Below are 26,078 nucleotides of genomic sequence, written 5' to 3'. Positions count from 1 at the left end.
TCTCCGCGTGAACAAAAAGTTCGGCACAGCGCATGACAGTCCGCGCGCGCGTCATTCCGTGTCTCGACGTTGCCGATGGGCGCGTGGTGAAGGGCGTGAACTTCGTCGAACTGCGCGACGCCGGCGATCCGGTCGAGCAGGCGCGCGCCTATGATGCCGCCGGGGCGGACGAACTGTGTTTCCTGGATATCGGCGCCTCCCATGAAGGTCGGGGGACGATTCTCGACGTCGTGCGGCGGACGGCGGCGGTATGCTTCATGCCGTTAACCGTCGGCGGGGGCGTAAGGACGGCGGACGATGCGCGCGCGCTGTTGCTGGCGGGGGCGGACAAGGTTGCGGTCAATTCGGCGGCGGTCGAGCGGCCGGAACTGGTGGCGGATATCGCCGAGCGGTTTGGCAGCCAGTGCTGCGTAGCGAGCGTCGATGCGCGGCGGTCGGGTGAAGGCTGGGAAGTGTTCACGCATGGCGGTCGGCGCGCGACCGGGATCGATGCGATCGCGCATGCCTTGAAGCTCGCCGAACTGGGCGCGGGCGAGTTGCTCGTCACATCGATGGACCGCGACGGGACACGCAGCGGCTACGACCTCGACCTGATCCGCGCGATTTCCGACCGCGTCAGCGTGCCGGTGGTGGCAAGCGGCGGGGTCGGCGGGCTCGACGATCTGGTGGCGGGCATCCGCGACGGGCATGCGAGCGCGGTACTGGCGGCGTCGATCTTCCATTTCGGGCAGGCGTCGATCGGCGACGCACATGCGGCGCTGGCGGCGGCGGGGATCCCGGTGCGGACGCCGGTTCGCGCGGCGGACTAGAGCATGCCGGTGCTCGCCATCCTCGCGGTCCAGTCGGGGCATAGCGGCGTGGTCCATCCGCGAACCGGGCCCGAAATGTCGGACATTGCGCTGTTCGGGTTTGCGGCGATCGGGGTCTGGCTCGTGCGCCGGGCGTTGCGGAAGCGGTTCATCAAATCGCGCCGCCGCGATGCGGGGCCGCCCAAGAAGGATTGACCCGCCTGCCCGGCTGCGTCAGCACGCCGCGCATGGACCCCGTATTCGACCGCCTCGAAGCGACCATCCGCGCCCGTCGCGATGCGCCCGCCGACACCAGCTACACCGCGAGCCTGTTCGCCAAGGGCCGCCCCAAGATCGCGCAGAAGCTCGGCGAGGAAGCCGTCGAGACGGTGATCGCGGCGTGCTCGGGCGACGAGGCGAGCATCGTGCCGGAAGCGGCGGACCTGATGTTCCATCTGGCGGTGCTGCTGGCGGATGCGGGGCTGAGTCTCGACGACGTTCGCGCAGAACTGGAGCGGCGCGAGGGTGTCGGCGGGCTGGTCGAGAAGGCCGGGCGGACGAGCTGATCTTCTCCCGTTGCGCTTGCGGGAGGGGTCGGGGGAGGGCATGACCCACACGCTCCGCCGGGATCGGGAAGGCACGCCCCTCCCCTAACCCCTCCCGCAAGCGGAAGGGGGATTTATGCCGATCGACGCCACCCAGCCGTATGACGACCAGAATATCTTCGCTAAGATCCTGCGCGGCGAGATCCCGTCGAAGCGCGTCTACGAGGACGACTTCGCGATTGCGTTCCACGACATCAACCCGCAGGCGCCGACGCATCTGCTCGTGATCCCCAAGGGCGCCTATGTGTCGTGGGACGATTTCTCCGCGCGCGGATCGGATGCGGAGATCGGCGGGTTCGTCCGCGCGGTCGGTGCTGTCGCGCGCGCCGCGGGTCTGGTCGAACCGGGTTATCGCCTGCTCGCGAACATCGGTCGGGACGGGCACCAGGAGGTGCCGCACCTGCACGTTCATGTCTTCGGCGGGCGTCCGCTCGGGCCGATGCTCGCGCAATAGCGCAGCTTTCCGCCACTAAAGGATTGCACGTAATAAAATTGCCATTAGGCTCCGGCGCTTGAGCAAGGGGCCTTATTGACCCGGCCCTAGCAATCCCCGGGGGGTACCGAATTGATTTTTGGTCGCGTAAAATCGCTGGATGCCATTCTGGCGACGGCAGAGAAAAAGGGGCTTTCGCGAACGCTGAGTGCGTTCCAGCTGACCCTGCTGGGCGTCGGCGCGGTGATCGGCACGGGTATCTTCGTGCTGACGTCCGAGGCCGCGCAGAAGGCGGGGCCGGGCATGTTGCTGAGCTTCGTCGTCGCGGGCTTTGTCTGCGCGGTCGCCGCGCTGTGTTATTCCGAGCTGGCGTCGATGGTGCCGGTCTCCGGCTCGGCCTACACCTACACCTATGCCGTGACCGGCGAGCTGCTCGCCTGGATGGTCGGCTGGGCACTGATCCTCGAATATGCGGTCGGCGCGAGCGCGGTCGCGGTCGGCTGGTCGAACCATCTGGCCGGGCTGCTCGACGGGATCGGCTTCCACATCCCCAATGCCTTACGCAACGCCGACGCACTGATGGCGCACGTCCAGGTCGCGTTCGGTGCCACGCCCAACGCCGATCTGCAGACCGCGATGACGGTCGGCGGCTTCATGAACCTCCCGGCGGTGATCATCATCGGGCTCGTCACGTGGCTGCTGGTGGTCGGCACGACCGAGAGCGCACGCGTCAACGCGGTGCTGGTGCTGATCAAGATCGCCGCGCTGACCGCGTTCATCGCGCTGACGATTCCCGTGCTCAAGGCGGATAATTTCCATCCGTTCCTGCCCTACGGCGTCGGCAACCCGCTGAGCTCGTCGGGCGTCGGCGTGCTGGGTGCCGCGGCGTCGATCTTCTTCGCCTATGTCGGCTTCGACGCGGTCTCGACCGCGGCGGAAGAGACCAAGAACCCGCAGCGCAACGTGCCGATCGGGCTGATCGCCAGCCTCGGCATCTGTACGTTGTTCTACCTGCTGGTCGCGTCGGGCGCGATCGGTGCGATCGGCGCCAACCCGGTGACGACTGCCGATGGCGGGATCCTGGCACCGGGCTCGGCCGAGATGGCGGGGCGTTGCGCCGCGATCGTCAAATCCGGCGTGATGGAGCCGCTGGTTTGCTCGAAGGAAGCGCTCGTGCATGTGCTCCAAGAAATTCACTGGCCGATCATGGGCCGGCTGGTCGGGCTTGCCGCGGTGCTGGCGCTGCCGTCGGTGGTGCTGATGATGATGTTCGGCCAGACCCGCGTGTTCTTCACGATGGCGCGCGACGGCCTGTTGCCGGCCCGGCTTGCCTCGATCCACCCGAAGTTCCGGACGCCGCACGTCGTCACGATCGTCACCGGCATCGCCGCGGCGATCGCGGCGGCGATCCTGCCGGTCGGCAAGCTCGCCGATTATTCGAACGCTGGCACGCTGTTCGCGTTCATGATGGTGGCAATCTCGGTGATGGTGCTGCGCAAGACCGATCCGGGCCGCAAGCGTCCGTTCCGCACCCCTGCGGTGTGGATCGTCGCGCCGCTCGCGATCATCGGCTGCGTCGGGCTGTATTTGTCGCTGCCACTGACTGCCAAGCTGGTCCTGCCGGGCTGGGGCGCGATCGGGTTGCTGATCTATTTCCTCTACAGCCGCTCGCGCAGCCATGTCGGGCTGGGGATCGACGATGGGGACGTCGATAGCAGCCACTGATCGAGGCCAATAAAAAGGGCCGCGGGAGGAAACTCCCGCGGCCCTTTTTTTGCTTCCGTCATGCCGGGCTCGTTCCGGCATCCACCGCTCCGCGTACTCACAGGTTCGTGAATTTGCGGAACGGTGGACTCCGGAACAGGTCCGGGATGACCGAGGAGATCAGCCGATGTGCTTGGCGGCGAGCGCCTTCAGGTCGACCATCGGGCGGGCGCCGACATGGCTGATGATCTCGGCCGCGCAGACCGCGCCGAGCTTCAGCGACGCGTGCAGGTCGTAGCCCTGGGCCTGGCCGTGGAGGAAGCCCGCCGCAAAGAGGTCGCCGGCGCCGGTGGTGTCGACGACCTTGGCGATCGGCTCGGCCTTCACTTCGGCGCGGGTGCCGTTCTGGAGCGCGCAGGCACCGTGCTCGCCGCGGGTGACGACCAGGGTCGGGACCTGGGCGGAGATCTTGGCGACGGCGGCGTCGAAGTCGTCGGTCTCGGCGAGCGCGGCGAGTTCGCTCTCGTTGGCGAACAGGATGTCGATCAGGCCGTCGCTGAGCAGCTGGCGGAAATCGCCGCCGTGGCGCGAGATGCAGAACACGTCGCTGAGCGTGAAGGCGACCTTCCGCCCTGCGTCGCGCGCGCAGTCGATCGCGGCGCGCATCGCGGCGCGCGGCTCTTCGGGATCCCAGAGATAGCCCTCGAGATACAGGATCGCGCTGTCGGCGATCATCGCGGTGTCGATCGCGGCGGCAGGCAGGAACTGACCCGCGCCGAGGAAGGTGTTCATCGTGCGCTGGCCGTCGGGCGTCACGAAGATCAGGCAGCGGCCGGTGGTCGGGTCGCCGGCGCGGACGGGGGTGGCGAACTCGATGCCGATGCTGCGGACGTCGTGCGCGAAGACCTGGCCGAGCTGGTCGTCGGCGACCTGGCCGATGAACCCGCATTTGCCACCGAGCGCGGCGATGCCGGCAACGGTGTTGGCAGCCGAGCCGCCGGAGATTTCCATGCCCGGGCCCATCTTGGCGTAGAGCGCGTCGGCTTCCTCGGACGAGAACATCAGCTGCATCGAGCCCTTGGCGACACCGATTTCCTCGATGAACGCGTCGGTGGCGGTGCTGAGGATGTCGACGATGGCATTGCCGATCGCGACGACGTCGTAGGTGGGATTGGACAAGGGGCAACTCCGGGCGGACGGGAAAACGCTTGCCGTAAATGGCGGGGGGGATTGGTGCAACTGGCGCGGGTGGTTGTGCGGGTCGCTGCCTGGGTGGCGGGCAGAGGTGGACCACCCCGGCGAAGGCCGGGGCCCAATTGGAAAGGTCGTCGTAATGATGCGCAGCCCGTCGTTACCGCCGTCCCCCAATTGGGCCCCGGCCTCCGCCGGGGTGGTGATTATGGTTAGGGCGGCTCCAGCGGTTCTCGCGGTGCTTAAGACGTAGATACCCCCTTCCCCACCCTTCTGTTCCCTCGCGAACGCGGGGGTCCAGGATCTCGGGCGGTGCCTTTGGTTTAGCTGGGCCCCCGCTTCCGCGGGGGAACGGGTGGATGGACGGCTACCTGTCGAAACGAAGGCGCGTTGACCTGCGGCACCCCCAGCGTCATCCCGAGCCGATGATCCGCGCGCTCCTCCTCTCACTCCGCCAATTGACCGATCCGCCGGTCCTCCGCGTGTTCGCCAAGTCGATGGCGGTCACGCTGCTCGTCTTCGCACTGCTCGGCGTCGGGACGTGGTGGGGGACGCAAGCTGCGCTCGCCGCGTGGCTCGGCTGGCACGCCGACGGACTTGCCGCAGCGTTCGCGCTGTTCGTCACGATCCTCGCATTATGGCTGCTGTTCCGCGCGGTCGCGATCGCGGTCGTCGGGATCTTCGCCGACGAGGTCGTCGAAGCGGTCGAGGCGCGACATTATCCCGACGCGCTGAAGACCGCCCGCCCCGTGCCGTTCGCCCGCAGCCTCGCGATGGGCCTCCGCTCGGCCGCGCGCGTCGTGCTCTTCAATCTTCTCATGCTTCCAATCTACATAGCGCTGCTCGTCACCGGAGTAGGCACGGCCGCCGCCTTCTTCGTCGTCAACGGCTGGCTGCTCGGGCGCGATCTCGGCGACATGGTGGCGGCGCGGCATATGGATGCCGCGGCGATGCGGGGCTGGCGTGCGACGACCAGGGGGGGGCGATTTACGCTGGGGCTTGCGAACACCGGGCTGTTCGTGGTTCCGATCGTCAACATCGCCGCACCCGTGCTGGGCGCCGCGATGGCGACGCATTATTTCCACAGCCAATATTACCGTAAGGCCCGAGCATGACGCGATTGACGACAACGGGACTGGCGCTGGCGCTGAGCGCTGGCCTCGCCGGCTGCGCGGCACCGGTCGCCAAGCCGGTGGTCGGACGCCCGGCGATCCCGTATACCAGCGTCGGGCTCGAGCGCGTCCTCGGCCAGGACGCCGCCGGCCTGACCAAGCTGTTCGGCCAGCCCGACGCCGATGTCCGCGAAGGCACCGCGCGCAAACTCCAGTTCCAGAGCGGGATCTGCGTGCTCGACGCCTATCTCTATCCCAAGGGCTCGGACGCCCCGCGCGTCACCTATATCGACGCGCGCGAACCCGACGGCAGCACGATCGACCGCGCCAGTTGCGTAGCCGCGCTGACCCGGCGCGAGGGCGGTAGATAAGGGCGGTAGATAGCGGCCATTTCCGCGCGATTTCCGGTCGATTTCAGACCACGCAAACGGACCTCCGAAAAAAATTATCGACCCTCTTGAACGGCGTCCCGGCAAAATTATTTTTGCCGTCGCCGGGCGCGATTTTCGGTCCGGCACACCTGAGGGCACCGGCTCGGTATCCGGTGTTCCTTGTGCTCAGATTGCTCATGAGGAGGATTTGGATATGAGGACCAACTTCGATTTCACCCCCTATCGCCGCTCGACGGTCGGCTTCGATCGGCTGTTCGACCTGCTCGAAACCACCGCACGGACCGAGGCGCCAGAGGGCTACCCGCCGTTCGACATCGAGCGCGAGAGCGAGGACAGCTATCAGATCACGCTGGCGGTCGCGGGGTTCCGCCCCGACGACATCGAGATCGTCGCGCAGAACAACCAGCTGACGGTGACGGGACGACGCCCCGACGATCGCGACGAGAGCCGCTTCCTGCACCGCGGGATCGCGACGCGCGCCTTCGAGCGCCGCTTCCAGCTGGCCGACTTCGTCCAGGTCCAGCATGCGCGCTTCGACAACGGGCTGCTCAGCATCTCGTTGAAGCGTGAGGTGCCCGAGGCGATGAAGCCGCGCCGGATCGAGATCGCCGGCGCCGCGGCCAACGACCGGATCGCCACGTCGGAGGGCGATCGCGACGTTGCCTGATAGACAGGGATGCTGCCGGCGGTGACGTCGGCAGCATTCGCCCGCTGCCTGTCTAAGCTGCTTGGCTAGACGTCCGGCGAGCCTGATTTCACCCAAGCGGCGGTAATCGAGCCTTCGAGTTCCAGCGGCTCGCGAACAGTTCGCTCTTCACCGAAGCGCACCGGGTCCAGCTGCGCCAACGCCCAGATCGCCGCATCGCGGAGGACCGGGGCGGGATCATCCAACATCCTTGTCACCGGTGCGACCAGCGCCCGATCACTGCTGTTGCCTGCGGCGATCAGCGCATTGCGGACCATCCTGTCGCGGCCGATGCGCTTGATCGGCGAGCCGGCGAAGACCTGCCGGAAGCCGGCGTCGTCGAGCGCGAGGATGTCGGCCAACTCCGGCGCGACCAGTTCCGCGCGGGGGTGGAAGGCTAGGTTCGCGTTGGCGGCGGCGGCGAACTTGTTCCAGGGGCACACCGCCAAGCAGTCGTCGCAGCCGTAGATGCGGTTGCCGATCGCGGCGCGGAACTCGTGCGGGATCGGGCCGGCATGCTCGATCGTGAGGTAGGAAATGCAGCGGCGGGCGTCGAGCTGGTATGGCCGCGGGAAGGCGTCGGTCGGGCAGGCGGTCTGGCACGCGTCGCAATTGCCGCAGGTGTCGACGCCGCCGCGGTCCGGTTCCAGGTCCAGCGTCGTGTAGATCGCGCCGAGGAACAGCCAGCTCCCATGCTCCCGGCTGACGAGATTGGTGTGCTTGCCCTGCCAGCCCAACCCGGCGGCTTCGGCGAGCGGCTTCTCCATCACCGGCGCGGTGTCGACGAACACTTTCAGGTCGAAGGGGGGCAGGTCGAAGGGGGGCAGGTCGAACGGCGGCAGGTCGCGCCCGGCCTCCGCCGCCAGCCACCGCCCCAGCGCCTTCAACTGTCGCTTCACGACGTCGTGATAATCCGAGCCCTGCGCGTAGACCGAGATGCGCCCTACCCCACCCTCGTCCGCCAATCGCAACGGATCGTCCTTCGGCGCATAGCTCATGCCGAGCGCGATCACGCTGCGCACTTCGGGCCACAGGCCGGCGGGGCTCTCGCGGTGGTGCTTGCGCTCCTCCATCCAGATCATGTCGCCGTGGCGGCCATCCGCGAGCCATTGGTGGAGGCGTTTGCCCGCCCGTGGCGCGGCGTCGGCATGCGCGATTCCGCAGGCGACAAAACCCAATGCGGCCGCCTTGGCCTTAAGTCGGTGTTCCAGCTTGTCTTGCGCCACGTCCGACCGCTACCACGACGTCACCCTCGATAGGAAGATTGCGCGTGAACGATGAATGGGCGGTCACCGCGAGCGGGATCGTGAAGCGGTTCGGCGATCGGCGCGTGGTCGACGGGGTCGACATCATGGTGCCGCGCGGCTCGGTGTACGGTGTGCTCGGGCCCAATGGCGCCGGCAAGACGACGACACTGCGGATGCTGCTCGGGATCATCGAGCCCGACGAGGGTAACCGCACGCTGCTCGGCTACGACAATCCGCGCGATGCGAGCGACCGGGTCGGCTATCTGCCCGAGGAGCGCGGGCTGTATCCGGCGATGAAGGCCAAGGAAGCGATCGCGTTCATGGGGGCACTCCGCGGGCTCGACTGGAAGACCGGGCGCGCACGGGCGGGCGAGTTGATGGAAGCCGCCGGGCTGGGTCATGCGGTCGACGAGAAGATCCGGAAACTGTCGAAGGGCATGGCGCAGCTGGTGCAGTTGCTCGGCTCGGTGGTGCATCAGCCCGATCTGCTGGTGCTCGACGAACCGTTTTCCGGGCTCGATCCGGTCAACCAGGAGCGGCTCGAAAAGCTGATCCTCAACGAGCGCGACCGCGGTGCGACGATCCTGTTCTCGACGCATATCATGAGCCATGCCGAGCGGCTGTGCGACCGGCTGGCGATCATCGCCGGCGGCAAGCGGCGGTTCGAGGGCACGGTCGCGGACGCGCGCGGAATCCTGCCGCAGCGGGTGCATTATACGCCGCATCGGCCCGATCCTGCCATTCGCGGCGTGCTCCCGTCGGATGCGGTGCCTGATGGCGCCAATGCCGAGGGGGGCTGGCGGTTCGAGCTGCCAAGCGAGGGAATCGAGACGTTGCTCGTGAGGCTGATCGACGCGGGGTACGGGATTTCGGGGCTGTCGATCGAGCGGCCCGGCTTACACGAGGCGTTCGTGCGGATCGTCGGGCCACACGCTGCCGTGCCGAAGGAGTACGCGGCATGACCCGCTTCCGCCGGACACTGCGCCAGACCTTCACGATCGCGCGGCGGGACTTCATCGCCACGGTGTTCACGCCGATCTTCCTGCTGTTCCTGTTCGCGCCGGTGATCATGGGGTCGTTCGGCGCGATCGGCGGGATGGGCGCGGCGAGCGTCAGCGGTGGCGCACAGGACAAGACGCGGATCATCGCGATCGTCCCTGCCACCGTCACACGCCCGATCGCGGAAGCCGATACACGGCTGCGCGGCATGTTTCGTGACGACGAAGCCCCACCGGGGCTGACCACCGTCGCGCCGACCGCGGATCCGGCGGCGCAGGCCCGCGCGGCGTTCGAGACCAAGAATATCGACGCATCCGCAGTTCTCTTCGGTCCGCTCAACGCGCCACAGATCCTGTACGGGCCGCGCGGCGCGAGGTCGGCGGACTATCTGGCGACGCTCGCACAGACGACTCTGGCGGCGCAAAAACTGGGCGGCACGCTGCCCACGGTCGCCGCGACCAAGACGCAGATCACGCGCTCGACCACCTCGGTCGGCGGGCAGCACCAGTCGGCGTTCTTCGCCGTGTTCGGGATCTTCTTCCTGACGCTGTTCCTGTCGGGCCAGGTCGTCGGCACGATGGCCGAGGAGCGCAACAACAAGGTGATCGAGGTGCTCGCCGCCGCGGTGCCGCTGGAGTCGGTGTTCTTCGGCAAGCTGATCGGGATGTTCGGCGTGGCGGTGCTGTTCGTCGCGTTCTGGGGCACCGTCGTCACGCAGATCGCCAGCCTGATGCCGCCTGCCGCCGCTGCGGCATTGGGCGACCTGACGCCGGCGGTCGGTGCACCGATGTTCGCGGTGCTGTTCGCGGCGTATTTCAGCATGGCGTATCTGCTGCTGGGCTCGGTGTTTCTCGGCGTCGGGGCGCAGGCGTCGACGATGCGCGAGATCCAGATGCTGTCGCTGCCGATCACGATCCTGCAGGTCGCGATGTTCGGGCTGTCCTCGGCGGCGGTCTCGCATCCCGGCACCTGGATCGCGACCGCCGCCGAGCTGTTCCCGCTCTCGTCGCCTTTCGCGATGGCCGGGCATGCGGCGAACTCGCCGGAACTGTGGCCGCATGTCGCGGCGCTGGCGTGGCAGGCGTTGTGGGTGACGATCTTCATCACCGTCGGCGCGCGGCTGTTCCGGCGCGGGGTGCTGCAGTCGGGAAGCGCTAGGCCGTTCTGGCGGCGGAAGGCCAAGGTAGCGGCTTGAGGTTTTGCAAATCCTCCCCCGCCAGGGGGAGGTGGCTGGCGCTTGCCAGACGGAGGGGGCGGTAAGGGAAACCTCTGTTCCGTATCCTCCCCCTCCGTCGCCTTCGGCGCCACCTCCCCCTTGCGGGGGAGGATCTCTCGGTCACGGCCCAACCCTATTGACATAAGTGTCAGCAAAGCCTTTCCTGTGGCAAAATACGGGAGAGAGACGATGGCGACTCTGGTAAGAGACGTGGCGCAACAGACAGTCGACCCGCTCGACGTGAGCCGTGCCGAACTCTACCGCGACGATTTGTGGCAGGCGCCGTTCGCCCGGCTCCGCGCCGAATCCCCCGTCCACTATGTCGAAAATTCCGACTACGGCCCTTACTGGTCGGTCTCCTCCTACAAGGGCATCGTCGAGGTCGAATCGCTCCCCGATCTCTACTCCTCCGAGGCGGGCGGGATCACGATCGCGGATTTTGTCGCCGAGCGCGATGTTCGCATGCCGATGTTCATCGCGCGCGACCGCCCGGTGCACACCGGCCAGCGCCGCACCGTCGCGCCCGCCTTCACGCCCAGCGAGATGACGCGGATGTCCGGCGATATCCGCAGGCGTACTGCCGCGATGCTCGACAGCCTGCCGTGGAACACGCCGTTCGATTGGGTCGACACCGTCGCGATCGAGCTGACCACGCAGATGCTCGCGATCCTGTTCGACTTTCCGTGGGCGGACCGACGCAAGCTGACCCTGTGGTCGGATTGGGCAGGCGATATCGAGATCGTCAAGAACGAGGAGCTGCGCGGTCAGCGGCTCGCGCACATGTTCGAATGTGGGTCGTATTTCAAAAATCTGTGGGACGCGAAGATCGACAAGGAACCGACGCCCGACCTGATCTCGATGATGATCCATTCGGATGCGATGAGTCACATGGATCACAACGAGTTCATCGGGAATCTCATCCTGCTGATCGTCGGCGGCAACGACACGACGCGCAATTCGATGTCGGCGCTCGCCTATGGCCTCGACAAGTTTCCGGACTCGCGTGCGAAGCTGGAGGCGGATCCGGGGCTGATCCCGAACGCGGTGAGCGAGATCCTGCGCTGGCAGACCCCGCTCGCACACATGCGCCGCACTGCGACCGCCGACACCGAACTGATGGGCCAGCAGATCAAGGCGGGCGACAAGCTGATCCTCTGGTATCTGTCCGCCAATCGCGACGAGAGCGTGTTCGGCGACGATGCGGACGACATCGCGGTGGATCGGCCGAACGCGCGACGGCATCTGGCGTTCGGGCACGGCATCCACCGCTGCGTCGGCGCGCGGCTGGCGGAAATGCAGATCCAGATATTGCTGGAGGAAATGGCGGCGCGGCGGATGCGCGTGAACGTGCTGGAAGAGCCGACGCGGGTGAACGCATGTTTCGTTCACGGCTATCGCACGCTGCCGGTCGAAATCAGCAAATACTGACGCCCGCCCCCGTCATCCTGGGCTCGACCCAGGATCCAGGGCCACGCACGGCCCGCCTGATACTCTGGATCCTGACGTTCGTCAGGATGACGGGGCGTTTGAGGCTGCATCCTGTTCGAAAACGAATTCGTACTTATATCATGTTCATGACCGACACGCCCCCCGACCGCCGCGCTTTCCTCACGCTTGCCGGAGCAGGCGTCGCCGGCTTCGCGCTCTGGGGGTGCTCGTCGCAGCCCGCGCAAGCCGCCGAACGGTTCGAGGTGACGCTGACCGACGCGCAGTGGCGCAAGAAGCTGTCGCCGGCTGCGTACGATATCCTGCGCAAGGAGGGGACGGAGCGGCCCTATTCAAGTCCGCTAAACGGCGAGCATCGCGCGGGGATCTTCTCGTGCGCCGGGTGTGCGTTGCCCGCATTCTCGTCGAAGACCAAGTTCGAGAGCGGGACGGGCTGGCCGAGTTTCTGGCAGCCTTTGCCGAACGCGGTGCGGACCCGGGTGGATTCGACGCTGGGGATGGCGCGGACCGAGGTGCATTGCCGGCGGTGCGGCGGACATCTGGGGCACGTGTTCGACGATGGGCCGAAGCCGACGGGGAAGCGCTATTGCATGAATGGCGCCGGGCTGACGTTCCGGCCGGCTTGAGGGCGCTCTGCTATTAGGCGGCCGTCGCGGATCAATGCTGAGCGCGTAAACTTGTTCTCCCGCGAGGGCGGGAGTCCTGACTGGGCTCCCGCCTTCGCGGGAGAACAAGAGAAGCTAGATGGCTGGCGCGCTATTTTTGCCTCCCCGGCGAAGGCCGGGGCCCAATTGGTGAAGTCGCGGTAACGTATCGCAGCGCTCGATCAGCAACGTTTCCCAATTGGCCCCCGGCCTTCGCCGGGGTGGTGCTGTCAGGGACGGTTTGATGCGCTGAATTGTCAGGGGCGATCAGCAGCGAAAATCAGACTGCTGAAAAATCAGACTGCTGAAGTAGCAATCAGGCCGTGGATACGGAGAGCATCCTGCCCCAAAGACGGCCCTCAGTTCGCCTCGTTGACCAGCGTGAAGATGCCGCGGGGATCGGTCGGGCCGTGCTGGATCGTCGCGAGCAGGGCGGCGTTGGCGCGCTGCGCGGCGGTCAGCGTGCTGGTTGCGCTGGCCATATGGAACGACGGCTGCTCAGGCGCATCGAGCATGTCGCTGCGGGGCGCGTGATCCGAGTAGATGAACCCCTTGGTCGGATAGACCGAGGTGCCGAGGTCGCCTTGCGGACCGTACCAGACCTTGACCTTGCTCCAGTCACCGGCCGGCGAGACATCGACCGCGCGGACGTTGGTCTCGATCGCGCCGGGACGCGACCAGTTGGCGTGGGTGAGGAGCACTTCGCGGTCGCTGACGACCTTCGAGACCATCGCGACATGGCCGACGCGCATCCGTGAGGTCGGCGAGAAGGCAAGGACCGAGCCGGCCTTCGGCGTATGACCGCGGTCGTAGCGCCCTGCTGCCTGGTCCCACCAGGTGTTCGCGTTGCCGCGGATTTCGATCCCCGAAACCGAGCGGGCGAACGTGACACACTGCCAGAACTGGGCCGCTGCCGGTGTGGCCGTCATCAGGCCGCACGATACCACCAGCGCAAAACGCGCTGTTAACGCCTTGAAATTCATCGAGACCCCCCGGCCAAAACCCGTTCGTCACAGTCTGGCTACGGGAGGTTCGATTTAATTGAAAGCGGCTGGGGAACCATATCCGACGAAGCGTGTTGCCGCGCCGACCAACGCCCGAAATCGGGCAAAGTCAGGCTCAGTTCATGAGTTTCCAACCGGTTATGCGGTCCACGGTGACCTGCGTGACCGCGTGATACCCCGGCCGTGCCTTGCCGTAGATCTCCATCGCGAGCTTGTGGCCCCAGTCGCCCGAGTCCATCATCTGCTGGAACAGCGGCGCGACGAATTTCCGCCGACCCTGCGAAGTCAAAAACTGCTCGGCCGACGCATCGGCGGGCACATAGTGATTGGCGAGCGCGAGTTGCAGCCAGGCGAAGCGGATCTCGGCGTTGCCGGTCGTATTCAAGCCGAACGCATCGTCGAGCGTCTTCAACCGCTCGGCCGGGAGCTGCCGGGGGAGCTGGGTGATGAACCGCGTGATTTCCTGCGTGGTTGCCTTGCCGGGAACGCCCGAGACGGGACCACCTGCCGCATAGGCCTTGGCCGCAGCATCGACCGCGGGGAACGCGGCGGACGTTATGTGAACCGCGTTCGCCGGGATGCCGGGCTGGTAGACCCACGCGTCGACGCCGATCGTCCTCGCCTCGGCGGGCGTCAGCAACTTCGACTTGAGGTCGGCGAGGAAGCCGGCGCTGGTCTGCGGTTGGAAGGCGTGGCGGTCGAAATAGCTGCGGAGATAAGCATCCCACCGCGCGCGACCGACCTGCTTCTCGATCGTCCGCAGGAACGCTGCGCCCTTGTCATAGGCGATCTGCGTCATGCCGTCGTCGGGATCGCGCGCGGCGTCGAGATCGAGGTGGAGTTGCGTATCCTTCGCGGTGGGGCCACCGGCCTCCTTTACCGCGGCGAGCATGTCGGTCCAGGCGAGGTCGGCCTCCATGTCGGCGCGGCGCTTGCCGTAGAGCGCCTCCATGATCCGGTTCTCGAAATAGCTGGTGAAGCCTTCGTTGAGCCAGAAATCGTCCCAGGTCGCGTTGGTGACGAGATTACCCGACCAGCTGTGCGCGAGTTCGTGCGCGATCAGCGAGACGAGGCTGCGGTCGCCGGCGATCGCGGTCGGCGTGGCGAAGGTGAGCGTCGGGTTCTCCATGCCGCCGAACGGGAACGACGGCGGCAGGACCAGCACGTCGTAGCGGCCCCAGCGATACGGGCCGTACAGCCCTTCGGCGGCGGCGACGAACTTCTCGAGCTCGCCGAACTCGTACGCGGCCTTGGGCAGGGTCGCGGGCTCGGCCCAGATGCCGGTGCGCGGCCCGGTCGACTTGAACGCGATATCGCCGACCGCGAGCGCGATCAGATAGGGCGCGACGGGCTTGTCCATCTTGTACTGGAATGTGCAGCGATCCGCGGCGCAGGTCGGCTCGCCTGCCGAGAGCCCGCTCATCACCGCGGTGAGTTGCTTGGGGACGGCGATCTTCGCTTCCCAGGTCTGGCGGATGCCGGGGGAGTCCTGCGTCGGGATCCAGCTGCGGTTAAGGATCGCCTCGCCCTGGCTGAATAGGAACGGCTGTTTCTTGCCCGCGGTCTGCGCAGGGGTCAGCCATTGGAGTGCCTTCGCATCGGGGGACGAGGCATAGGCGATGCGGATCTTCTTCGCGCCGTTGAGCGTGACGGTCAGTGGCGCGCCGTGAATCTTGTCGACCGCGCCAACTTCGTAGGGGAGCGGCTTGCCGGCGGCGTCGGTGATGTTGACGATCTTCAGCCCGTTGTCGTCGAGCACGACCTGCTTCGCGCCCGGCTTTGCGAGAATGTCGAGCGTCGCAATCCCGCGGAGGACGTGGGTGTCGAAGTCGGCGGCGAGATCGAGCGCGACATGCGTGACGCGCGCTTCGGCGGGGCGGGCATAGCTGTGCGGATCGCGCGCATCGGGCGTGATGAGGATCGGCGCGACCATCTGCGCCGACGCGGGGGCGGCGAGGACGAGGGCCAGGGCGGTGGCTAAGGGGGCGATACGCATGCGAACTCCGAGGTGACCGGCGCCCGGAAAAGACCGGGGCCCGGTTGGGTAAAGCCTTCTTACCGAAGCGCGCGCCTATCACAATCGCCGCAATGGAATCCTGCCCGGTCCGGCCGATTTTAACCGGCACAGTACGCAGCCATACACCGTCAAAGTCGACGATTTAGAATAACGGGTTTGCAGAGGACGGCGCGCGGGGATACCAAGCGGCCAAACTTCTGGAGGATGCGCAATGGATACGACCACCCTGTTCCGGCTCGACGGCCGCGTCGCGCTGATCACCGGCGGCAGCCGCGGGATCGGTAAGATGATCGCCGCCGGCTTCATCGCGCAAGGGGCGAAGGTGTATATCTCGTCGCGCAAGGCCGATGTCTGCGAGGCAGCGGCGGCGGAGCTCGGGCCGAACTGCATCGCGCTGCCGCAGGACGTCTCGACGGTGGCGGGGTGCAAGGCGCTGGCGGCGCAGTTCGCCGAGCATGAGGGCAAACTCGATATCCTGGTGAACAATGCGGGGGCGGCGTGGGGCGTGCCGTTCGAGGAGTTTTCAGAAGTCGGCTGGGACAAGGTCATGGACCTGAACGTGAAGTCGCCGTTCTTCCTGACACAGGCTTTGCATGCTGCGTTGAAGGCTTCGGGATCGCGGGAGCGGCCGGCAAAGGTGATCAACATCACTTCGATCGACGGGCAGCGGCTGAACCCGTGGGAGACGTACAGCTACCACGCGTCGAAGTCGGCGCTGATCTACCTGACCAAGCGGATGGCGGCGCGGCTGGTGACGGACTCGATCAACGTGACCTCGATCGCGCCGGGCGCGTTTGCGAGCGACATGAACAAGGCGGCGCGGGATCACGGTGATGCGGTGGCGCAGGGGATTCCAGCGAAGCGGGTTGGGGTGGACGAGGATATGGCGGGCGCGGCGATCTACCTCGCCAGCCGCGCGGGGGATTATGTGATCGGGGAGACGATCACCGTGGACGGCGGCCTGGTACATGCATCGCTAGGGACGTCGATCGACGCGTAAGCCAATTCCCTCGCCCCTCCGGGGAGAGGGAGGGAGGAGCACTTGCGACGGAAGGGAGAGGGGCCGTTGGGATGAACCGTCCCGAGCCTAACGCCCCTCTCCCTTCCCACGGCAAGTGCCGCGGGCCCCTTCCCTCTCCCCGTAGGGGCGAGGGAGTTAGCGCGCGATACCACCGGCTGCGAGGACGGCCAGCGTAACCAGTTCACTTGCCGTGCTGGTCATCGGCGCGACCTGGACCGGCTTTTCCATGCCTATCAACATCGGGCCGATTACTGAATCCCCGCCTAGTTCCCGCAACAGTTTCGCCGAGATATGCGCCGACTGGAGCCCCGGCATGATCAAGACATTCGCGGGCCCAGACAGCCGCGCAAACGGGTAGTTCGCCAGCTGCTTCGGGTTCAGCGCGACGTCGGGCGCCATCTCGCCCTCATACTCGAACCCGACCTTGCGCCCGTCGAGCACCGTCACCGCGTCGCGGATGTTATCGAGCCACTCCCCCTTCGGATTGCCGAAGTTCGAGTAGCTCAGGAACGCCACGCGAGGCTCATGCCCCATCCGCCGCGCGACCGCCGCGGTCTGCTCGGCGAAGTCCGCGAGTTGCTCGGCGGTCGGGCGTTCGTTGACCGTGGTGTCGGCGATGAACACCGTGTGGCTCTGGCCAACGAGCAGATGAATCCCGAACGGGGTCTTCCCCGCCGCCGGATCGATCACGCGATAAATCTGGCGCATCGTCTCGCCGTAGGTGCGCGTGATGCCGGTGATCATCGCATCGCCCTCGCCGAGCTGGAGCAGCAGCGCGCCGAAAATGTTGCGGTCCTGGTTGACCATCCGCTCGCAATCGCGGCGCAGATAGCCGCGACGCTGGAGCCGCGAATACAGGAAGTCGACCATCCGCGGCACAAGCGGCGAGACGCGGCTGTTGTGGAGTTCGAAGCTCTCGGGATCGGTGACGCCGAGCGCGCGCAACCGGTCGGGCACGTCGTCGCGGCCGACTAGGACGGGCGTGCCGTAGCCGCCTTCCTTGAACGCGATCGCGGCGCGCAGGACGACTTCCTCCTCGCCCTCCGCGAAGATCACACGCTTGGGATGCGCGCGGGCGCCTTCATACGCCATCGACAGGACCGAGGTGGTCGGGTTGAGGCGGGCACGGAGCGAATGGCGATACGCTTCGATGTCGAGGATCGGCTTGGTCGCCACGCCCGAGGCCATCGCCGCCTTGGCGACCGCGACGGGGACGACTTCCATCAGCCGCGGATCGAACGGCGCGGGGATGATGTACGCTGGGCCGAAGCTGTGGCTGACGCCGTACGCCGCCGCGACTTCCTCGGGGACACGTTCGCGCGCCAATTCCGCGATGGCGTTGGCGGCGGCGATCTTCATCGCGTCGTTGATACCGGTCGCACGGACGTCCAGCGCACCGCGGAAGATGAACGGGAAGCCGAGCACGTTGTTCACCTGGTTCGGATAATCCGAGCGCCCGGTCGCGACGATCGCATCGGGGCGCGCGGCCATCGCCAGTTCGGGGCGAATTTCGGGCTCGGGGTTGGCCATCGCGAAGATGATCGGCGCGGGGGCCATGTCCTTGACCATCTCAGGCGTCAGCGATCCGGCCGCGGAGAGCCCCAGGAACACGTCGGCGCCGACCAGCGCCTCGGTCAACGTGCGCGTTTCGGTGACCGCGGCGTGCGCCGACTTCCACTGGTCGACGCCCTCGCGCCCCTGGTAGATCACGCCCTTGCGATCGCAGAGAATGACGTTGTCGCCGCGCACGCCCATCGCCTTGACGAGTTCGGTGCAGGCGATCGCCGCGGCGCCGGCGCCGTTGACGACGATCTTGACCTCGGAGAGCTTGCGCCCCGTGAGCAGACACGCGTTGATCAAGCCGGCGGCGGTGATGATCGCGGTGCCGTGCTGGTCGTCATGGAAGACCGGGATGTTCATCCGCTCGCGCAACGCCTGCTCGATGATGAAGCATTCGGGCGCCTTGATGTCCTCGAGATTGATCCCGCCGAAGGTCGGCTCCATCAGCTCGACCGCGTCGATGAAGCGGTTCACGTCCTCGGTCTTCAGCTCGATGTCGATCGCGTCGACGTCGGCGAAGCGCTTGAACAGCACCGCCTTGCCCTCCATCACCGGCTTGCTGGCGAGCGGCCCGAGATTGCCCATGCCGAGGATCGCGGTGCCGTTCGAGATCACCGCGACGAGGTTCCCCTTGGCGGTATAGTCGTAGACGGTGGCGGGATCGTCGTAGATCGCCTGCACCGGTACCGCGACGCCGGGCGAATAGGCGAGCGCCAGATCGCGCTGCGTCGCCATCGGCTTCGACGCGATGATCTCGATCTTCCCCGGACGGCCTTCCGAGTGGAAGAGCAAGGCTTCGCGTTCGGAGAATTGCAGCGTTTCGTCGGACATGGGGCCTCGCGCGGTCGTTAGGATCTGGGAGACCTTCTAGGCAGGTGGCCGGCATCCGTCACCCCGGACACTTCGCCCTACTGGGTTAGATACCACCCCGGCGAAGGCCGGGGCCCAATTGGAAAGGCCGGAGTAACGACGGACCCCGCTCCGTTATTGCCGTCCTCCAATTGGGGTCCGGCCTCCGCCGGGGTGGTGGTGATGCGGGGGTGGTGCCCTCAACATCCTTCTCCCCCTCGGGGAGAAGGTGGCGCGGATGCGCCGGATGAGGGGCGGTTGGGGTGCGCGCCCGAGCCTCACTCCCCCTCACCCTCCCACGCTTCGCGCGGGCCCCTCCCTCTCCCCGAGGGGAGAGGGGTTTTATGGACGGCCGCTTTTCGCTACCCGCGCTTGATGTCGAGCCCCGCCCCTACCCCCATGATGACGCAGTATCTCGGCCTGAAGGCGGAGGCGCAGGATTGCCTGTTGTTCTACCGGATGGGCGATTTCTTCGAACTGTTCATGGACGATGCGCGGATCGCGGCGGGGGTGCTCGACATCGCGCTGACATCGCGCGGCGAGCATGAGGGCAAGCCGATCCCGATGTGCGGCGTGCCCGTGCATGCGGCGACGGTGTACCTCCAACGCCTGATCAAGGCGGGCCACCGCGTGGCGATCGCCGAGCAGGTCGAGAGCCCGGCGGAGGCGAAGGCGCGCGGCGGCTCGAAGGCGCTCGTCGCGCGCGCGATCGTCCGTGTCGTGACGGCGGGGACGCTGACCGAGGAGGCGTTGCTCGACGCGCGCTCGGACAATTGGTGCGTGGCGATCGGCGAGGCTGGCGGGTCGGTGGCGATCGCGGCGGCGGACGTGTCGACCGGGCGGTTCGAGATCGTCGAGGTTGCGGGCGACGCGGTCGAGGCGGAACTGGCGCGGTTTGCCGCGGCCGAGGTCGTGGCTTCGGAGGCGAGCGCTTTCGAAGAGGCGGCGACCACGCTGCGGCCGAAGACCGACTTCGACAGCGGGGCTGGCGAGGCGCGGCTGAAGCGGGTGTACGGCGTGGCGACGCTCGACGGGTTCGGGCAGTTCGGCCGCGCGGGGTTGGCCGCAGCCGGAGGCCTGGTCGCGTATCTGGAGCATAATGCGAAGGGCACGATGCCCTTCCTCCGCCCGCCGCGGATCGGGCGAGCGGCGGAGACGATGGCGATCGACGCCGCGACGCGCGAGAGCCTCGAGCTGACCTGCACCACCGGTGGCGTGCGGAAAGGGAGCCTGCTCGATGCGGTCGACCGGACGGTGACGGGCGCCGGCGCGCGGTTGCTGGGCGCGGATCTCGGCGCGCCGTTGATGGACAAGGCGGCGATTGATGCGCGGCTCGATCTGGTGCGGCTGTTCCATGACGACCAGGCGGCGCGCGAGCGGTTGCGCTCGACTCTGCGGGCTTTGCCGGACATCGGACGCGCACTCGGGCGACTTGCGGCGGGGCGTGGTGGCCCGCGCGATCTGGGCCAGTTGCGCGATGGGCTGGACGGGGCGTGGAGCCTTGGCGAGCGGCTCGACGGGATCGTCGAGCCGCCGGTGCTGTTGCGGGACATCGCGCCGAGATTGCGCGGACATGGCGCGCTGATCGACCTGCTCAAGCGGGCGCTGGTGCCGTCGCCACCGATCGAGGCATCGGACGGCGGCTATATCGCGGCAGGCTATGACGCCGCGCTCGACGACTTGCGCGATGCGGGTGCTGGCGGGCGGCGGGCGATCGCCGCGCTGGAGGCGGAGTTCCGCACCGCCACCGGCGTCACCGCGTTGAAGATCCGCCACAACGGCGTCCTCGGCTATCATGTCGAGGTCCCGGCGCGCGCGGCGGACCCGTTGATGAAGGCGGACAGCGGGTTCACGCACCGACAGACTCTTGCGGGCGTCGTGCGGTTCAACACGCCCGCCCTGCACGAGGTCGCGGCGAAGGTGTCGCAGTCGGGCGCGCATGCGTTGGCGGCGGAGGCAGCGCATCTGGAGGAGTTGACCGCGCAGGCTCTGGCGTCGCGCGAGGCGATTGCGGCAACGGCGGATGCGCTCGCGCGGCTCGACGTCGCGGCGGGGTTGGCGGAGCGCGCGGCGGAAGGCGCCTGGACGCGGCCTTCGCTGGTCGATCACGCGTGCTTCGAGATCGAGGGCGGGCGGCATCCGGTGGTCGAGGCGGCGGTGGCCAAGTCGGGCGACCGGTTCGTCGCCAACGACTGCAACCTGTCGGAAAGTTCGCGATTGTGGCTCGTCACCGGCCCGAACATGGGCGGTAAATCGACCTTCCTCCGTCAGAACGCACTGATCGCCGTGCTGGCGCAGGCGGGATCGTATGTGCCCGCGACCAAGGCCACCCTGGGGCTGGTCGATCGGCTGTTCAGCCGCGTCGGCGCGTCGGACAATCTCGCGCGTGGCCGCTCCACGTTCATGGTCGAGATGGTCGAGACCGCGGCGATCCTGGCGCAGGCGACCCCGCGGTCGTTCGTGATCCTCGACGAGGTCGGGCGCGGCACGTCGACCTATGACGGGCTGGCGATCGCGTGGGCGGTGGTCGAGGCGATCCACGAAGACAACCGGTGCAGGTGTCTGTTCGCGACGCATTATCACGAGCTCACGCGGCTGGCGGAGCGGTGCGAGGCACTGTCGCTGCATCATGTCCGCGCGCGAGAGTGGAAGGGGGAGCTGGTGCTGCTCCACGAGCTTGCCGATGGGCCGGCGGATCGGAGCTACGGGCTTGCGGTCGCGCGGCTGGCCGGGATGTCGCCGGTGACGGTGGCGCGCGCGAAGGCTGTGCTGGCGAAACTCGAGGCCGGGCGCGCGAAGACGGGGGGGATCGCGGCTGGGCTGGACGACCTGCCGTTGTTTGCGGCGGCGGCGCAGGTCGAGGAGGTCGCGTGCGATGTGTTGCGCGAGGATCTGGCGAAACTCGATATCGATGCGATGAGCCCGCGGGAGGCGCTAGAGGCACTGTACCGGTTGAAGGCGCTTGCGAACGAGGGGTGATCCCCCTTTTTTCCACCCCGGCGAAGGCCGGGGCCCAACTGGGTACCCTTGCTGATAACCGTGCGCGCGTCGTTACTTCAACCTTGCCAATTGGGCCCCGGCCTTCGCCGGGGTGGTAGCATGAGGGCGTGGTACTACGCTTTCCTCTTTGGAAGGAGGGCCTCTCTGGAGGAGGGCCTCTCTGGAAGGAGGGCCTCTCTGGAAGGAGGGTCGGAGCGGCCGATCGGTACGGGCAGTTCGGCCTTCTGTCCCTGGGAACGACCCCCTAAACTCGGCGTCCTAGTATCACACGATACGTCGATGCTAGGCGGCGGACGAATCGACGGAGTGCCGAGCGTTGGGTGGACATCATCACGGACATGACCATGCGCATGGTCCTTCGCAGGGCCACGGCGGACAGGGTCACGGCGGACATGGGCATGGCGGAGGCCACTCGCACGGCGGCCACAGCCACGCGCCGGCCGCGTTCGACCGCGCCTTCGCGATCGGCATCGGCCTCAACATCGTCTTCGTCGCGGTCGAGGCCGTGGTCGGCCTGCGGATCGATTCGGTCGCATTGCTCGCCGACGCCGGTCACAACCTGTCCGACGTGCTCGGGCTGGTCGTCGCGTGGGGCGGAACGATGCTCGCGCGCACCGCACCGACCAAGCGCTTCACCTACGGGCTGAAGGGCTCGACCATCCTCGCGGCGCTGACCAATGCGCTGCTGCTGCTGGTCGCGCTCGGCGCGATCGTGCTGGAGGCGTCGCAGCGTTTCTCCGATCCTGCCCCGACCGCCGGGCTCACCGTGTCGATGGTCGCGGGCGTCGGCATCGCGGTCAACGCCGTCACCGCCTGGATGTTCGCGCGCGGCCGCAAGGGCGATGTCAACATCCGCGGCGCCTATCTCCATATGGCGGCCGACGCGCTCGTCTCGGCCGGCGTGGTGATCGCGGGCCTCGTGATCTGGCGCACCGGTCTCACTTGGATCGACCCGGCGGTCAGCATCGTGATTGCCATCCTCATCTTCTGGCAGACCTGGGGCCTGCTCCGTGAGACCGTCGAAATGTCGCTGTCCGCGGTCCCGCGCGGGATCGAGTTCGACCATGTCGACGAAGCCCTTTGTAGCCTGCCCGGCGTCACCGAGATCCACGATCTGCACATCTGGCCGATGAGCACGACGGAGCCCGTCCTGACCGCGCATCTTGTCATGCCGGGGGGCCATCCGGGCGACCAATTCCTCAGCGATGCGAGGACGATGCTCCACGACACATTCGGGATCGGTCACGCGACGTTGCAGGTCGAGACGGGCGGAGATCACGACTGCTCGATGGCCGATACACGGACGGTTTGAACTTTTCCGGGTCGGTGCGGGTTGGGCTTCCATAGATCAGGAGTCTTTACCTATGAAGAAGCATCTCATCGCCGCACTAATGTCGGTTGCCGTTGCGGCCCCCGCCATGATTTCGACGCCGGTCGCGGCACAGAACAACGACTATCGTCGCGCACAGGACGACCATCGTGATCGCGATGATCGTCGGGACGACCGTCGTGCCGACCGTAACTGGCGCGGCGACAACGATCGTAACTGGGACCCTTCGCGCAGCTATCAAAACGGGAACTACCGCGAGCGTCGTCTCAGCCGCAACGACCGCATCTATCGCGGCCGTGACGGGCGCGCCTATTGCAAGCGCAGCGACGGCACGACCGGTCTGGTGATCGGTGCCGTCGGCGGCGGCGTGCTCGCCAACCTGATCGGTGGCGGTACGCTCGGCACGCTGGCGGGTGCCGGTGGCGGCGCCCTGCTCGGTCGTTCGGTCGATCGCGGCAACGTGAAGTGCCGTTGAGCCTCTAGCCAAGGCTGGAACGGAAAGCGGCGGCCGAGCGATCGGCCGCCGTTTTCATGTCCGCCGTCGGCGCGACCGGATCAGTAAGCCCGGGCGACCGCGAATTCGACCGCCTCGATCATCGCGTCCTTGGCAGCGCCGTTGGGAAAGCCGGTGATCGAGTCGATCGCGCGCTGGCCGTAATGCCGGGCTCTCGCGAACGTGTCGTCGACCGCGCGGGTCGAACGGATCAGGCGGATCGCGTGCTGGAGATCGGCATCGCTGTCGCGACGCCCCTCGACCGCGTCCTTCCAGAACGCACGATCCTCGGCCGAGCCGCGCGCGTAGGCGAGGATCACCGGCAGCGTCATCTTGCCTTCACGGAAATCGTCGCCCGCGTCCTTGCCCATCGTGTCCGCGTCCGAGACATAGTCGATCGCATCGTCGACCAGCTGGAAGGCGATGCCGAGGTTACGGCCATACGCGTCGAGTGCAGCTTCCTCGGCTTCGGGCCGATCGGCAACGACCGCCGAAATCCGGCAGGCGGCCGCGAACAGTGCCGCGGTCTTCGCGCCGATGATGTCGAGATAGCGCTCCTCGCCGAGATCGACGCGGCGCGCGGCGGTGAGCTGGTTGACCTCGCCCTCGGCGATCACCGCGCTGGTCGAGGACAGGATCTTGAGCGCCTTGAGGCTGCCCGCCTCGACCATCAGCTCGAAGCTGCGGCTGAACAGGAAATCGCCGACCAGCACGCTCGCCGGGTTGCCCCAGATGATGTTGGCGGTGCGCTTTCCCCGGCGCAGGTCGGAGCCGTCGACGACGTCGTCATGGAGCAGCGTCGCGGTGTGGATGAATTCGACCGCGGCGGCGAGCAGGTGGTGCTGCGTGCCCGCATAGCCGATCAGCTGCGCGCTCGCGAGCGTCAGCATCGGCCGCATCCGCTTGCCGCCACCGGCGATCAGGTGCCCCGCGAGTTCGGGGATCAGCGGGATCTCCGACTGCATCCGGCCGCGGATCACCGCGTTGACCTGGTCCATGTCGCTGGACACGAGCTTGACCATCGGATCCAGCGACGGCTGGGGCCCGGGATTCGAACGAGGGGAGTCGAGGCGGTGGACAGTGGCGCTCATCTGCCCGAGCCTCTGCCGCCTATGCCCCTGCAAAGCAACCCTTGGTACCGGTCGCCTCGTCCGTTCTGCGCTTGCTCATCATGACGCAACGCAGCAAAAGGCGCGCCGAACCAGCGAAAGGTGCGTGCGTGGCCGACGAACTGCTGAACGGATATCGCCAGAGCATCGACAATATCGATGCCGCCCTGATCCACATGCTCGCCGAGCGCTTCAAGGTGACGCAGGCGGTCGGTCGGCACAAGGCGACGCACGGCCTGCCCGCCGCCGATCCAGGGCGCGAGGAGCGCCAGATCGCCCGGCTCCGGCGGTTGGCCACCGACGCGCAGCTCGATCCTGAGTTCTCCGAAAAATTCCTGCGGTTCATCATCGACGAGGTGATCCGCCATCACGAACAGATGGTGCACGATCCGGCCTGAGCCGTCCCGGTTCGCACTGGCGGTCAGACGTCAGGACGTGACGAAAACGTCATGGCCGCTCCATCCGGCGATCATTCCGCGATCGCTAGGCCCCGATCGATGACGGCTCTTCGGCGTGCTCTGATCGGCCTGGTGGTCCTGGCGGCGGTCGCGACGGGGAGCATGGCCTGGCTCGGCTATTTCGGCGGGCCGGTGTTCACCGACGTACCCGCGGAATCCGCAGCGACCCGGCCCCGGTTCGCCGCCGTCCTGCTGACCGGCGATCTCGGCTACAAGGTCGGCATGGCGCCGCAGATCGCCGCGCGGCTGGCGGCGCACGGCGTGCCCGTGGTCGCGATCAACACGCTGACCTATCTGCGCAAGACCCGGACCCCGGCGGAGATCACCACGCTGATCGCCGACGCCGAACGCCGCGCGTTGCGGCTCGGCCATACCGACCGGGTTATCCTGATCGGCCAGTCGTTCGGCGCGGACATGCTCCATGTCGGTTTGGTCGGGCTGCCCCCGCAACTGCGCGCGAAAATTCTCAAGGTCGCGCTGATCGTGCCCGAGGACAATGTCCAGTTTCGCGCCTCTCCGAGCGAGATCTTCGATTTCTGGACGCCGACCACCGACGCGCTGCCGACCGCGCGCCGCCTGACCTGGGTGCCGGTGCTGTGCGTGCACGGCGAGGAGGAAACCGGCAGCCTGTGTCCGCTGTTGACACACGCCAATGTATGGCGCGTGGCGTTGCCGGGTGGACATCCGCTTCACCGCGACACCGATGCGCTCTACGATGTGCTGGCGCGGTTCGTGTTTGCGCGTTGAGGGGGAAACGATGAGCGTGCCAATGCCG

At 67.0% G+C, this 26,078-nt stretch carries 24 protein-coding genes; 18 read left to right on the top strand and 6 right to left on the bottom strand.

Going from position 1 to position 26,078, the window contains the following annotated elements; genetic code table 11:
- The first annotated feature begins 32 nt into the window (after positions 1–32).
- From hisF to ACLBWL_RS04250, 5 genes are all read left to right on the top strand, one after another.
- A complete protein-coding gene (hisF, locus tag ACLBWL_RS04270; protein WP_447790525.1) occupies positions 33–809 on the top strand; it encodes an imidazole glycerol phosphate synthase subunit HisF in 777 nt (258 codons plus the stop codon).
- A 3-nt stretch (positions 810–812) separates the two neighbouring features.
- The gene (locus ACLBWL_RS04265; protein ID WP_060526383.1) at positions 813–1,004 is read left to right on the top strand and encodes a hypothetical protein; all 192 of its coding nucleotides are present in this window, start codon (positions 813–815) and stop codon (positions 1,002–1,004) included.
- A gap of 32 nt (positions 1,005–1,036) precedes the next feature.
- A complete protein-coding gene (locus ACLBWL_RS04260; RefSeq protein ID WP_447790523.1) occupies positions 1,037–1,354 on the top strand; it encodes a phosphoribosyl-ATP diphosphatase in 318 nt (105 codons plus the stop codon).
- Positions 1,355–1,469: 115 nt separating this feature from the next.
- Positions 1,470–1,847 carry an HIT domain-containing protein gene (locus ACLBWL_RS04255; RefSeq protein ID WP_447790521.1) on the top strand — a complete coding sequence of 126 codons (378 nt, stop codon included), beginning with the start codon at positions 1,470–1,472 and terminating at the stop codon, positions 1,845–1,847.
- Between the two features lie 111 nt (positions 1,848–1,958).
- Entirely contained in the window at positions 1,959–3,551 is a 1,593-nt protein-coding gene (locus ACLBWL_RS04250) for an amino acid permease (protein ID WP_447790519.1), read from the top strand.
- A gap of 159 nt (positions 3,552–3,710) precedes the next feature.
- Here the strand turns inward: ACLBWL_RS04250 and ACLBWL_RS04245 are convergent, their stop codons facing one another.
- Entirely contained in the window at positions 3,711–4,709 is a 999-nt protein-coding gene (locus ACLBWL_RS04245) for an adenosine kinase (RefSeq protein WP_447790517.1), read from the bottom strand.
- Between the two features lie 437 nt (positions 4,710–5,146).
- Here ACLBWL_RS04245 and ACLBWL_RS04240 point away from each other — a divergent pair, with 437 nt between their 5' ends.
- From ACLBWL_RS04240 to ACLBWL_RS04230, 3 genes are all read left to right on the top strand, one after another.
- Positions 5,147–5,836, top strand: a complete 690-nt coding sequence (locus tag ACLBWL_RS04240) for an EI24 domain-containing protein (RefSeq protein ID WP_447790515.1) — start codon at positions 5,147–5,149, stop codon at positions 5,834–5,836.
- Positions 5,833–6,204, top strand: coding sequence for a hypothetical protein (locus ACLBWL_RS04235; protein WP_447790513.1), 372 nt, complete (start codon positions 5,833–5,835; stop codon positions 6,202–6,204). The genes ACLBWL_RS04240 and ACLBWL_RS04235 overlap by 4 nt, the downstream gene beginning before the upstream one ends.
- Before the next feature lie 214 nt (positions 6,205–6,418).
- On the top strand, positions 6,419–6,892 hold the full coding sequence (locus ACLBWL_RS04230) for an Hsp20 family protein (protein ID WP_447790511.1): 474 nt from the start codon (positions 6,419–6,421) through the stop codon (positions 6,890–6,892).
- A gap of 65 nt (positions 6,893–6,957) precedes the next feature.
- Here ACLBWL_RS04230 and queG read toward each other — a convergent pair whose 3' ends face one another.
- A complete protein-coding gene (gene queG, locus ACLBWL_RS04225; protein WP_447790509.1) occupies positions 6,958–8,136 on the bottom strand; it encodes a tRNA epoxyqueuosine(34) reductase QueG in 1,179 nt (392 codons plus the stop codon).
- Between the two features lie 44 nt (positions 8,137–8,180).
- On the opposite strand from queG, the gene ACLBWL_RS04220 reads away from it, so the two are divergent.
- From ACLBWL_RS04220 to msrB, 4 genes are all read left to right on the top strand, one after another.
- Positions 8,181–9,119: an ABC transporter ATP-binding protein gene (locus ACLBWL_RS04220; RefSeq protein ID WP_447790507.1), complete on the top strand. Its 939-nt coding sequence runs from the start codon at positions 8,181–8,183 to the stop codon at positions 9,117–9,119.
- Positions 9,116–10,351, top strand: a complete 1,236-nt coding sequence (locus ACLBWL_RS04215; RefSeq protein ID WP_447790505.1) for an ABC transporter permease — start codon at positions 9,116–9,118, stop codon at positions 10,349–10,351. The genes ACLBWL_RS04220 and ACLBWL_RS04215 overlap by 4 nt, the downstream gene beginning before the upstream one ends.
- A gap of 210 nt (positions 10,352–10,561) precedes the next feature.
- Positions 10,562–11,800, top strand: coding sequence for a cytochrome P450 (locus ACLBWL_RS04210; protein ID WP_447790503.1), 1,239 nt, complete (start codon positions 10,562–10,564; stop codon positions 11,798–11,800).
- Positions 11,801–11,946: 146 nt separating this feature from the next.
- On the top strand, positions 11,947–12,444 hold the full coding sequence (gene msrB, locus ACLBWL_RS04205; RefSeq protein WP_447790501.1) for a peptide-methionine (R)-S-oxide reductase MsrB: 498 nt from the start codon (positions 11,947–11,949) through the stop codon (positions 12,442–12,444).
- A gap of 377 nt (positions 12,445–12,821) precedes the next feature.
- Here the strand turns inward: msrB and ACLBWL_RS04200 are convergent, their stop codons facing one another.
- The gene (locus tag ACLBWL_RS04200) at positions 12,822–13,445 is read right to left on the bottom strand and encodes a CHAP domain-containing protein (protein WP_447790499.1); all 624 of its coding nucleotides are present in this window, start codon (positions 13,443–13,445) and stop codon (positions 12,822–12,824) included.
- Positions 13,446–13,581: 136 nt separating this feature from the next.
- A complete protein-coding gene (locus ACLBWL_RS04195; RefSeq protein WP_447790497.1) occupies positions 13,582–15,462 on the bottom strand; it encodes a M1 family metallopeptidase in 1,881 nt (626 codons plus the stop codon).
- 232 nt (positions 15,463–15,694) lie between these two features.
- Between ACLBWL_RS04195 and ACLBWL_RS04190 the strand changes: the two genes are divergently transcribed.
- On the top strand, positions 15,695–16,483 hold the full coding sequence (locus ACLBWL_RS04190; RefSeq protein WP_447790495.1) for an SDR family oxidoreductase: 789 nt from the start codon (positions 15,695–15,697) through the stop codon (positions 16,481–16,483).
- Positions 16,484–16,639: 156 nt separating this feature from the next.
- Here ACLBWL_RS04190 and ACLBWL_RS04185 read toward each other — a convergent pair whose 3' ends face one another.
- Complete coding sequence (locus ACLBWL_RS04185) at positions 16,640–18,895, bottom strand: NADP-dependent malic enzyme (protein WP_056052149.1); 2,256 nt, start codon at positions 18,893–18,895, stop codon at positions 16,640–16,642.
- A 417-nt stretch (positions 18,896–19,312) separates the two neighbouring features.
- Between ACLBWL_RS04185 and mutS the strand changes: the two genes are divergently transcribed.
- From mutS to ACLBWL_RS04170, 3 genes are all read left to right on the top strand, one after another.
- Complete coding sequence (gene mutS, locus ACLBWL_RS04180; RefSeq protein WP_447790493.1) at positions 19,313–21,892, top strand: DNA mismatch repair protein MutS; 2,580 nt, start codon at positions 19,313–19,315, stop codon at positions 21,890–21,892.
- Positions 21,893–22,229: 337 nt separating this feature from the next.
- Positions 22,230–23,225 carry a cation diffusion facilitator family transporter gene (locus tag ACLBWL_RS04175; protein WP_447790491.1) on the top strand — a complete coding sequence of 332 codons (996 nt, stop codon included), beginning with the start codon at positions 22,230–22,232 and terminating at the stop codon, positions 23,223–23,225.
- 52 nt (positions 23,226–23,277) lie between these two features.
- Positions 23,278–23,718 carry a hypothetical protein gene (locus ACLBWL_RS04170; RefSeq protein ID WP_447790489.1) on the top strand — a complete coding sequence of 147 codons (441 nt, stop codon included), beginning with the start codon at positions 23,278–23,280 and terminating at the stop codon, positions 23,716–23,718.
- An 80-nt stretch (positions 23,719–23,798) separates the two neighbouring features.
- Here the strand turns inward: ACLBWL_RS04170 and ACLBWL_RS04165 are convergent, their stop codons facing one another.
- A complete protein-coding gene (locus tag ACLBWL_RS04165) occupies positions 23,799–24,827 on the bottom strand; it encodes a polyprenyl synthetase family protein (RefSeq protein ID WP_447790487.1) in 1,029 nt (342 codons plus the stop codon).
- A 128-nt stretch (positions 24,828–24,955) separates the two neighbouring features.
- Here ACLBWL_RS04165 and ACLBWL_RS04160 point away from each other — a divergent pair, with 128 nt between their 5' ends.
- Positions 24,956–25,243: a chorismate mutase gene (locus ACLBWL_RS04160; protein ID WP_447790485.1), complete on the top strand. Its 288-nt coding sequence runs from the start codon at positions 24,956–24,958 to the stop codon at positions 25,241–25,243.
- Between the two features lie 99 nt (positions 25,244–25,342).
- Complete coding sequence (locus tag ACLBWL_RS04155; protein ID WP_447790483.1) at positions 25,343–26,050, top strand: AcvB/VirJ family lysyl-phosphatidylglycerol hydrolase; 708 nt, start codon at positions 25,343–25,345, stop codon at positions 26,048–26,050.
- The last annotated feature ends 28 nt before the right edge of the window (positions 26,051–26,078 follow it).

The sequence above is a fragment of the Sphingomonas sp. M1A8_2b genome, from assembly GCF_053345535.1.
Note: the sequence above shows the minus strand (reverse complement) of the source record. Positions and strands in the feature narration are given on the sequence as shown.

Excerpts from the sequence above, each read along its gene's own strand:
- hisF (WP_447790525.1), top strand. The coding sequence starts at position 33 with ATGACAGTCCGCGCGCGCGTCATTCCGTGTCTCGACGTTGCCGATGGG.
- ACLBWL_RS04265 (WP_060526383.1), top strand. The coding sequence starts at position 813 with ATGCCGGTGCTCGCCATCCTCGCGGTCCAGTCGGGGCATAGCGGCGTG.
- ACLBWL_RS04260 (WP_447790523.1), top strand. The coding sequence starts at position 1,037 with ATGGACCCCGTATTCGACCGCCTCGAAGCGACCATCCGCGCCCGTCGC.
- ACLBWL_RS04255 (WP_447790521.1), top strand. The coding sequence starts at position 1,470 with ATGCCGATCGACGCCACCCAGCCGTATGACGACCAGAATATCTTCGCT.
- ACLBWL_RS04240 (WP_447790515.1), top strand. The coding sequence starts at position 5,147 with ATGATCCGCGCGCTCCTCCTCTCACTCCGCCAATTGACCGATCCGCCG.
- ACLBWL_RS04235 (WP_447790513.1), top strand. The coding sequence starts at position 5,833 with ATGACGCGATTGACGACAACGGGACTGGCGCTGGCGCTGAGCGCTGGC.
- ACLBWL_RS04230 (WP_447790511.1), top strand. The coding sequence starts at position 6,419 with ATGAGGACCAACTTCGATTTCACCCCCTATCGCCGCTCGACGGTCGGC.
- ACLBWL_RS04215 (WP_447790505.1), top strand. The coding sequence starts at position 9,116 with ATGACCCGCTTCCGCCGGACACTGCGCCAGACCTTCACGATCGCGCGG.
- ACLBWL_RS04210 (WP_447790503.1), top strand. The coding sequence starts at position 10,562 with ATGGCGACTCTGGTAAGAGACGTGGCGCAACAGACAGTCGACCCGCTC.
- msrB (WP_447790501.1), top strand. The coding sequence starts at position 11,947 with ATGACCGACACGCCCCCCGACCGCCGCGCTTTCCTCACGCTTGCCGGA.
- ACLBWL_RS04200 (WP_447790499.1), bottom strand. The coding sequence starts at position 13,445 with ATGAATTTCAAGGCGTTAACAGCGCGTTTTGCGCTGGTGGTATCGTGC.
- ACLBWL_RS04195 (WP_447790497.1), bottom strand. The coding sequence starts at position 15,462 with ATGCGTATCGCCCCCTTAGCCACCGCCCTGGCCCTCGTCCTCGCCGCC.
- ACLBWL_RS04190 (WP_447790495.1), top strand. The coding sequence starts at position 15,695 with ATGGATACGACCACCCTGTTCCGGCTCGACGGCCGCGTCGCGCTGATC.
- ACLBWL_RS04185 (WP_056052149.1), bottom strand. The coding sequence starts at position 18,895 with ATGTCCGACGAAACGCTGCAATTCTCCGAACGCGAAGCCTTGCTCTTC.
- mutS (WP_447790493.1), top strand. The coding sequence starts at position 19,313 with ATGATGACGCAGTATCTCGGCCTGAAGGCGGAGGCGCAGGATTGCCTG.
- ACLBWL_RS04170 (WP_447790489.1), top strand. The coding sequence starts at position 23,278 with ATGAAGAAGCATCTCATCGCCGCACTAATGTCGGTTGCCGTTGCGGCC.
- ACLBWL_RS04165 (WP_447790487.1), bottom strand. The coding sequence starts at position 24,827 with ATGAGCGCCACTGTCCACCGCCTCGACTCCCCTCGTTCGAATCCCGGG.
- ACLBWL_RS04155 (WP_447790483.1), top strand. The coding sequence starts at position 25,343 with ATGACGGCTCTTCGGCGTGCTCTGATCGGCCTGGTGGTCCTGGCGGCG.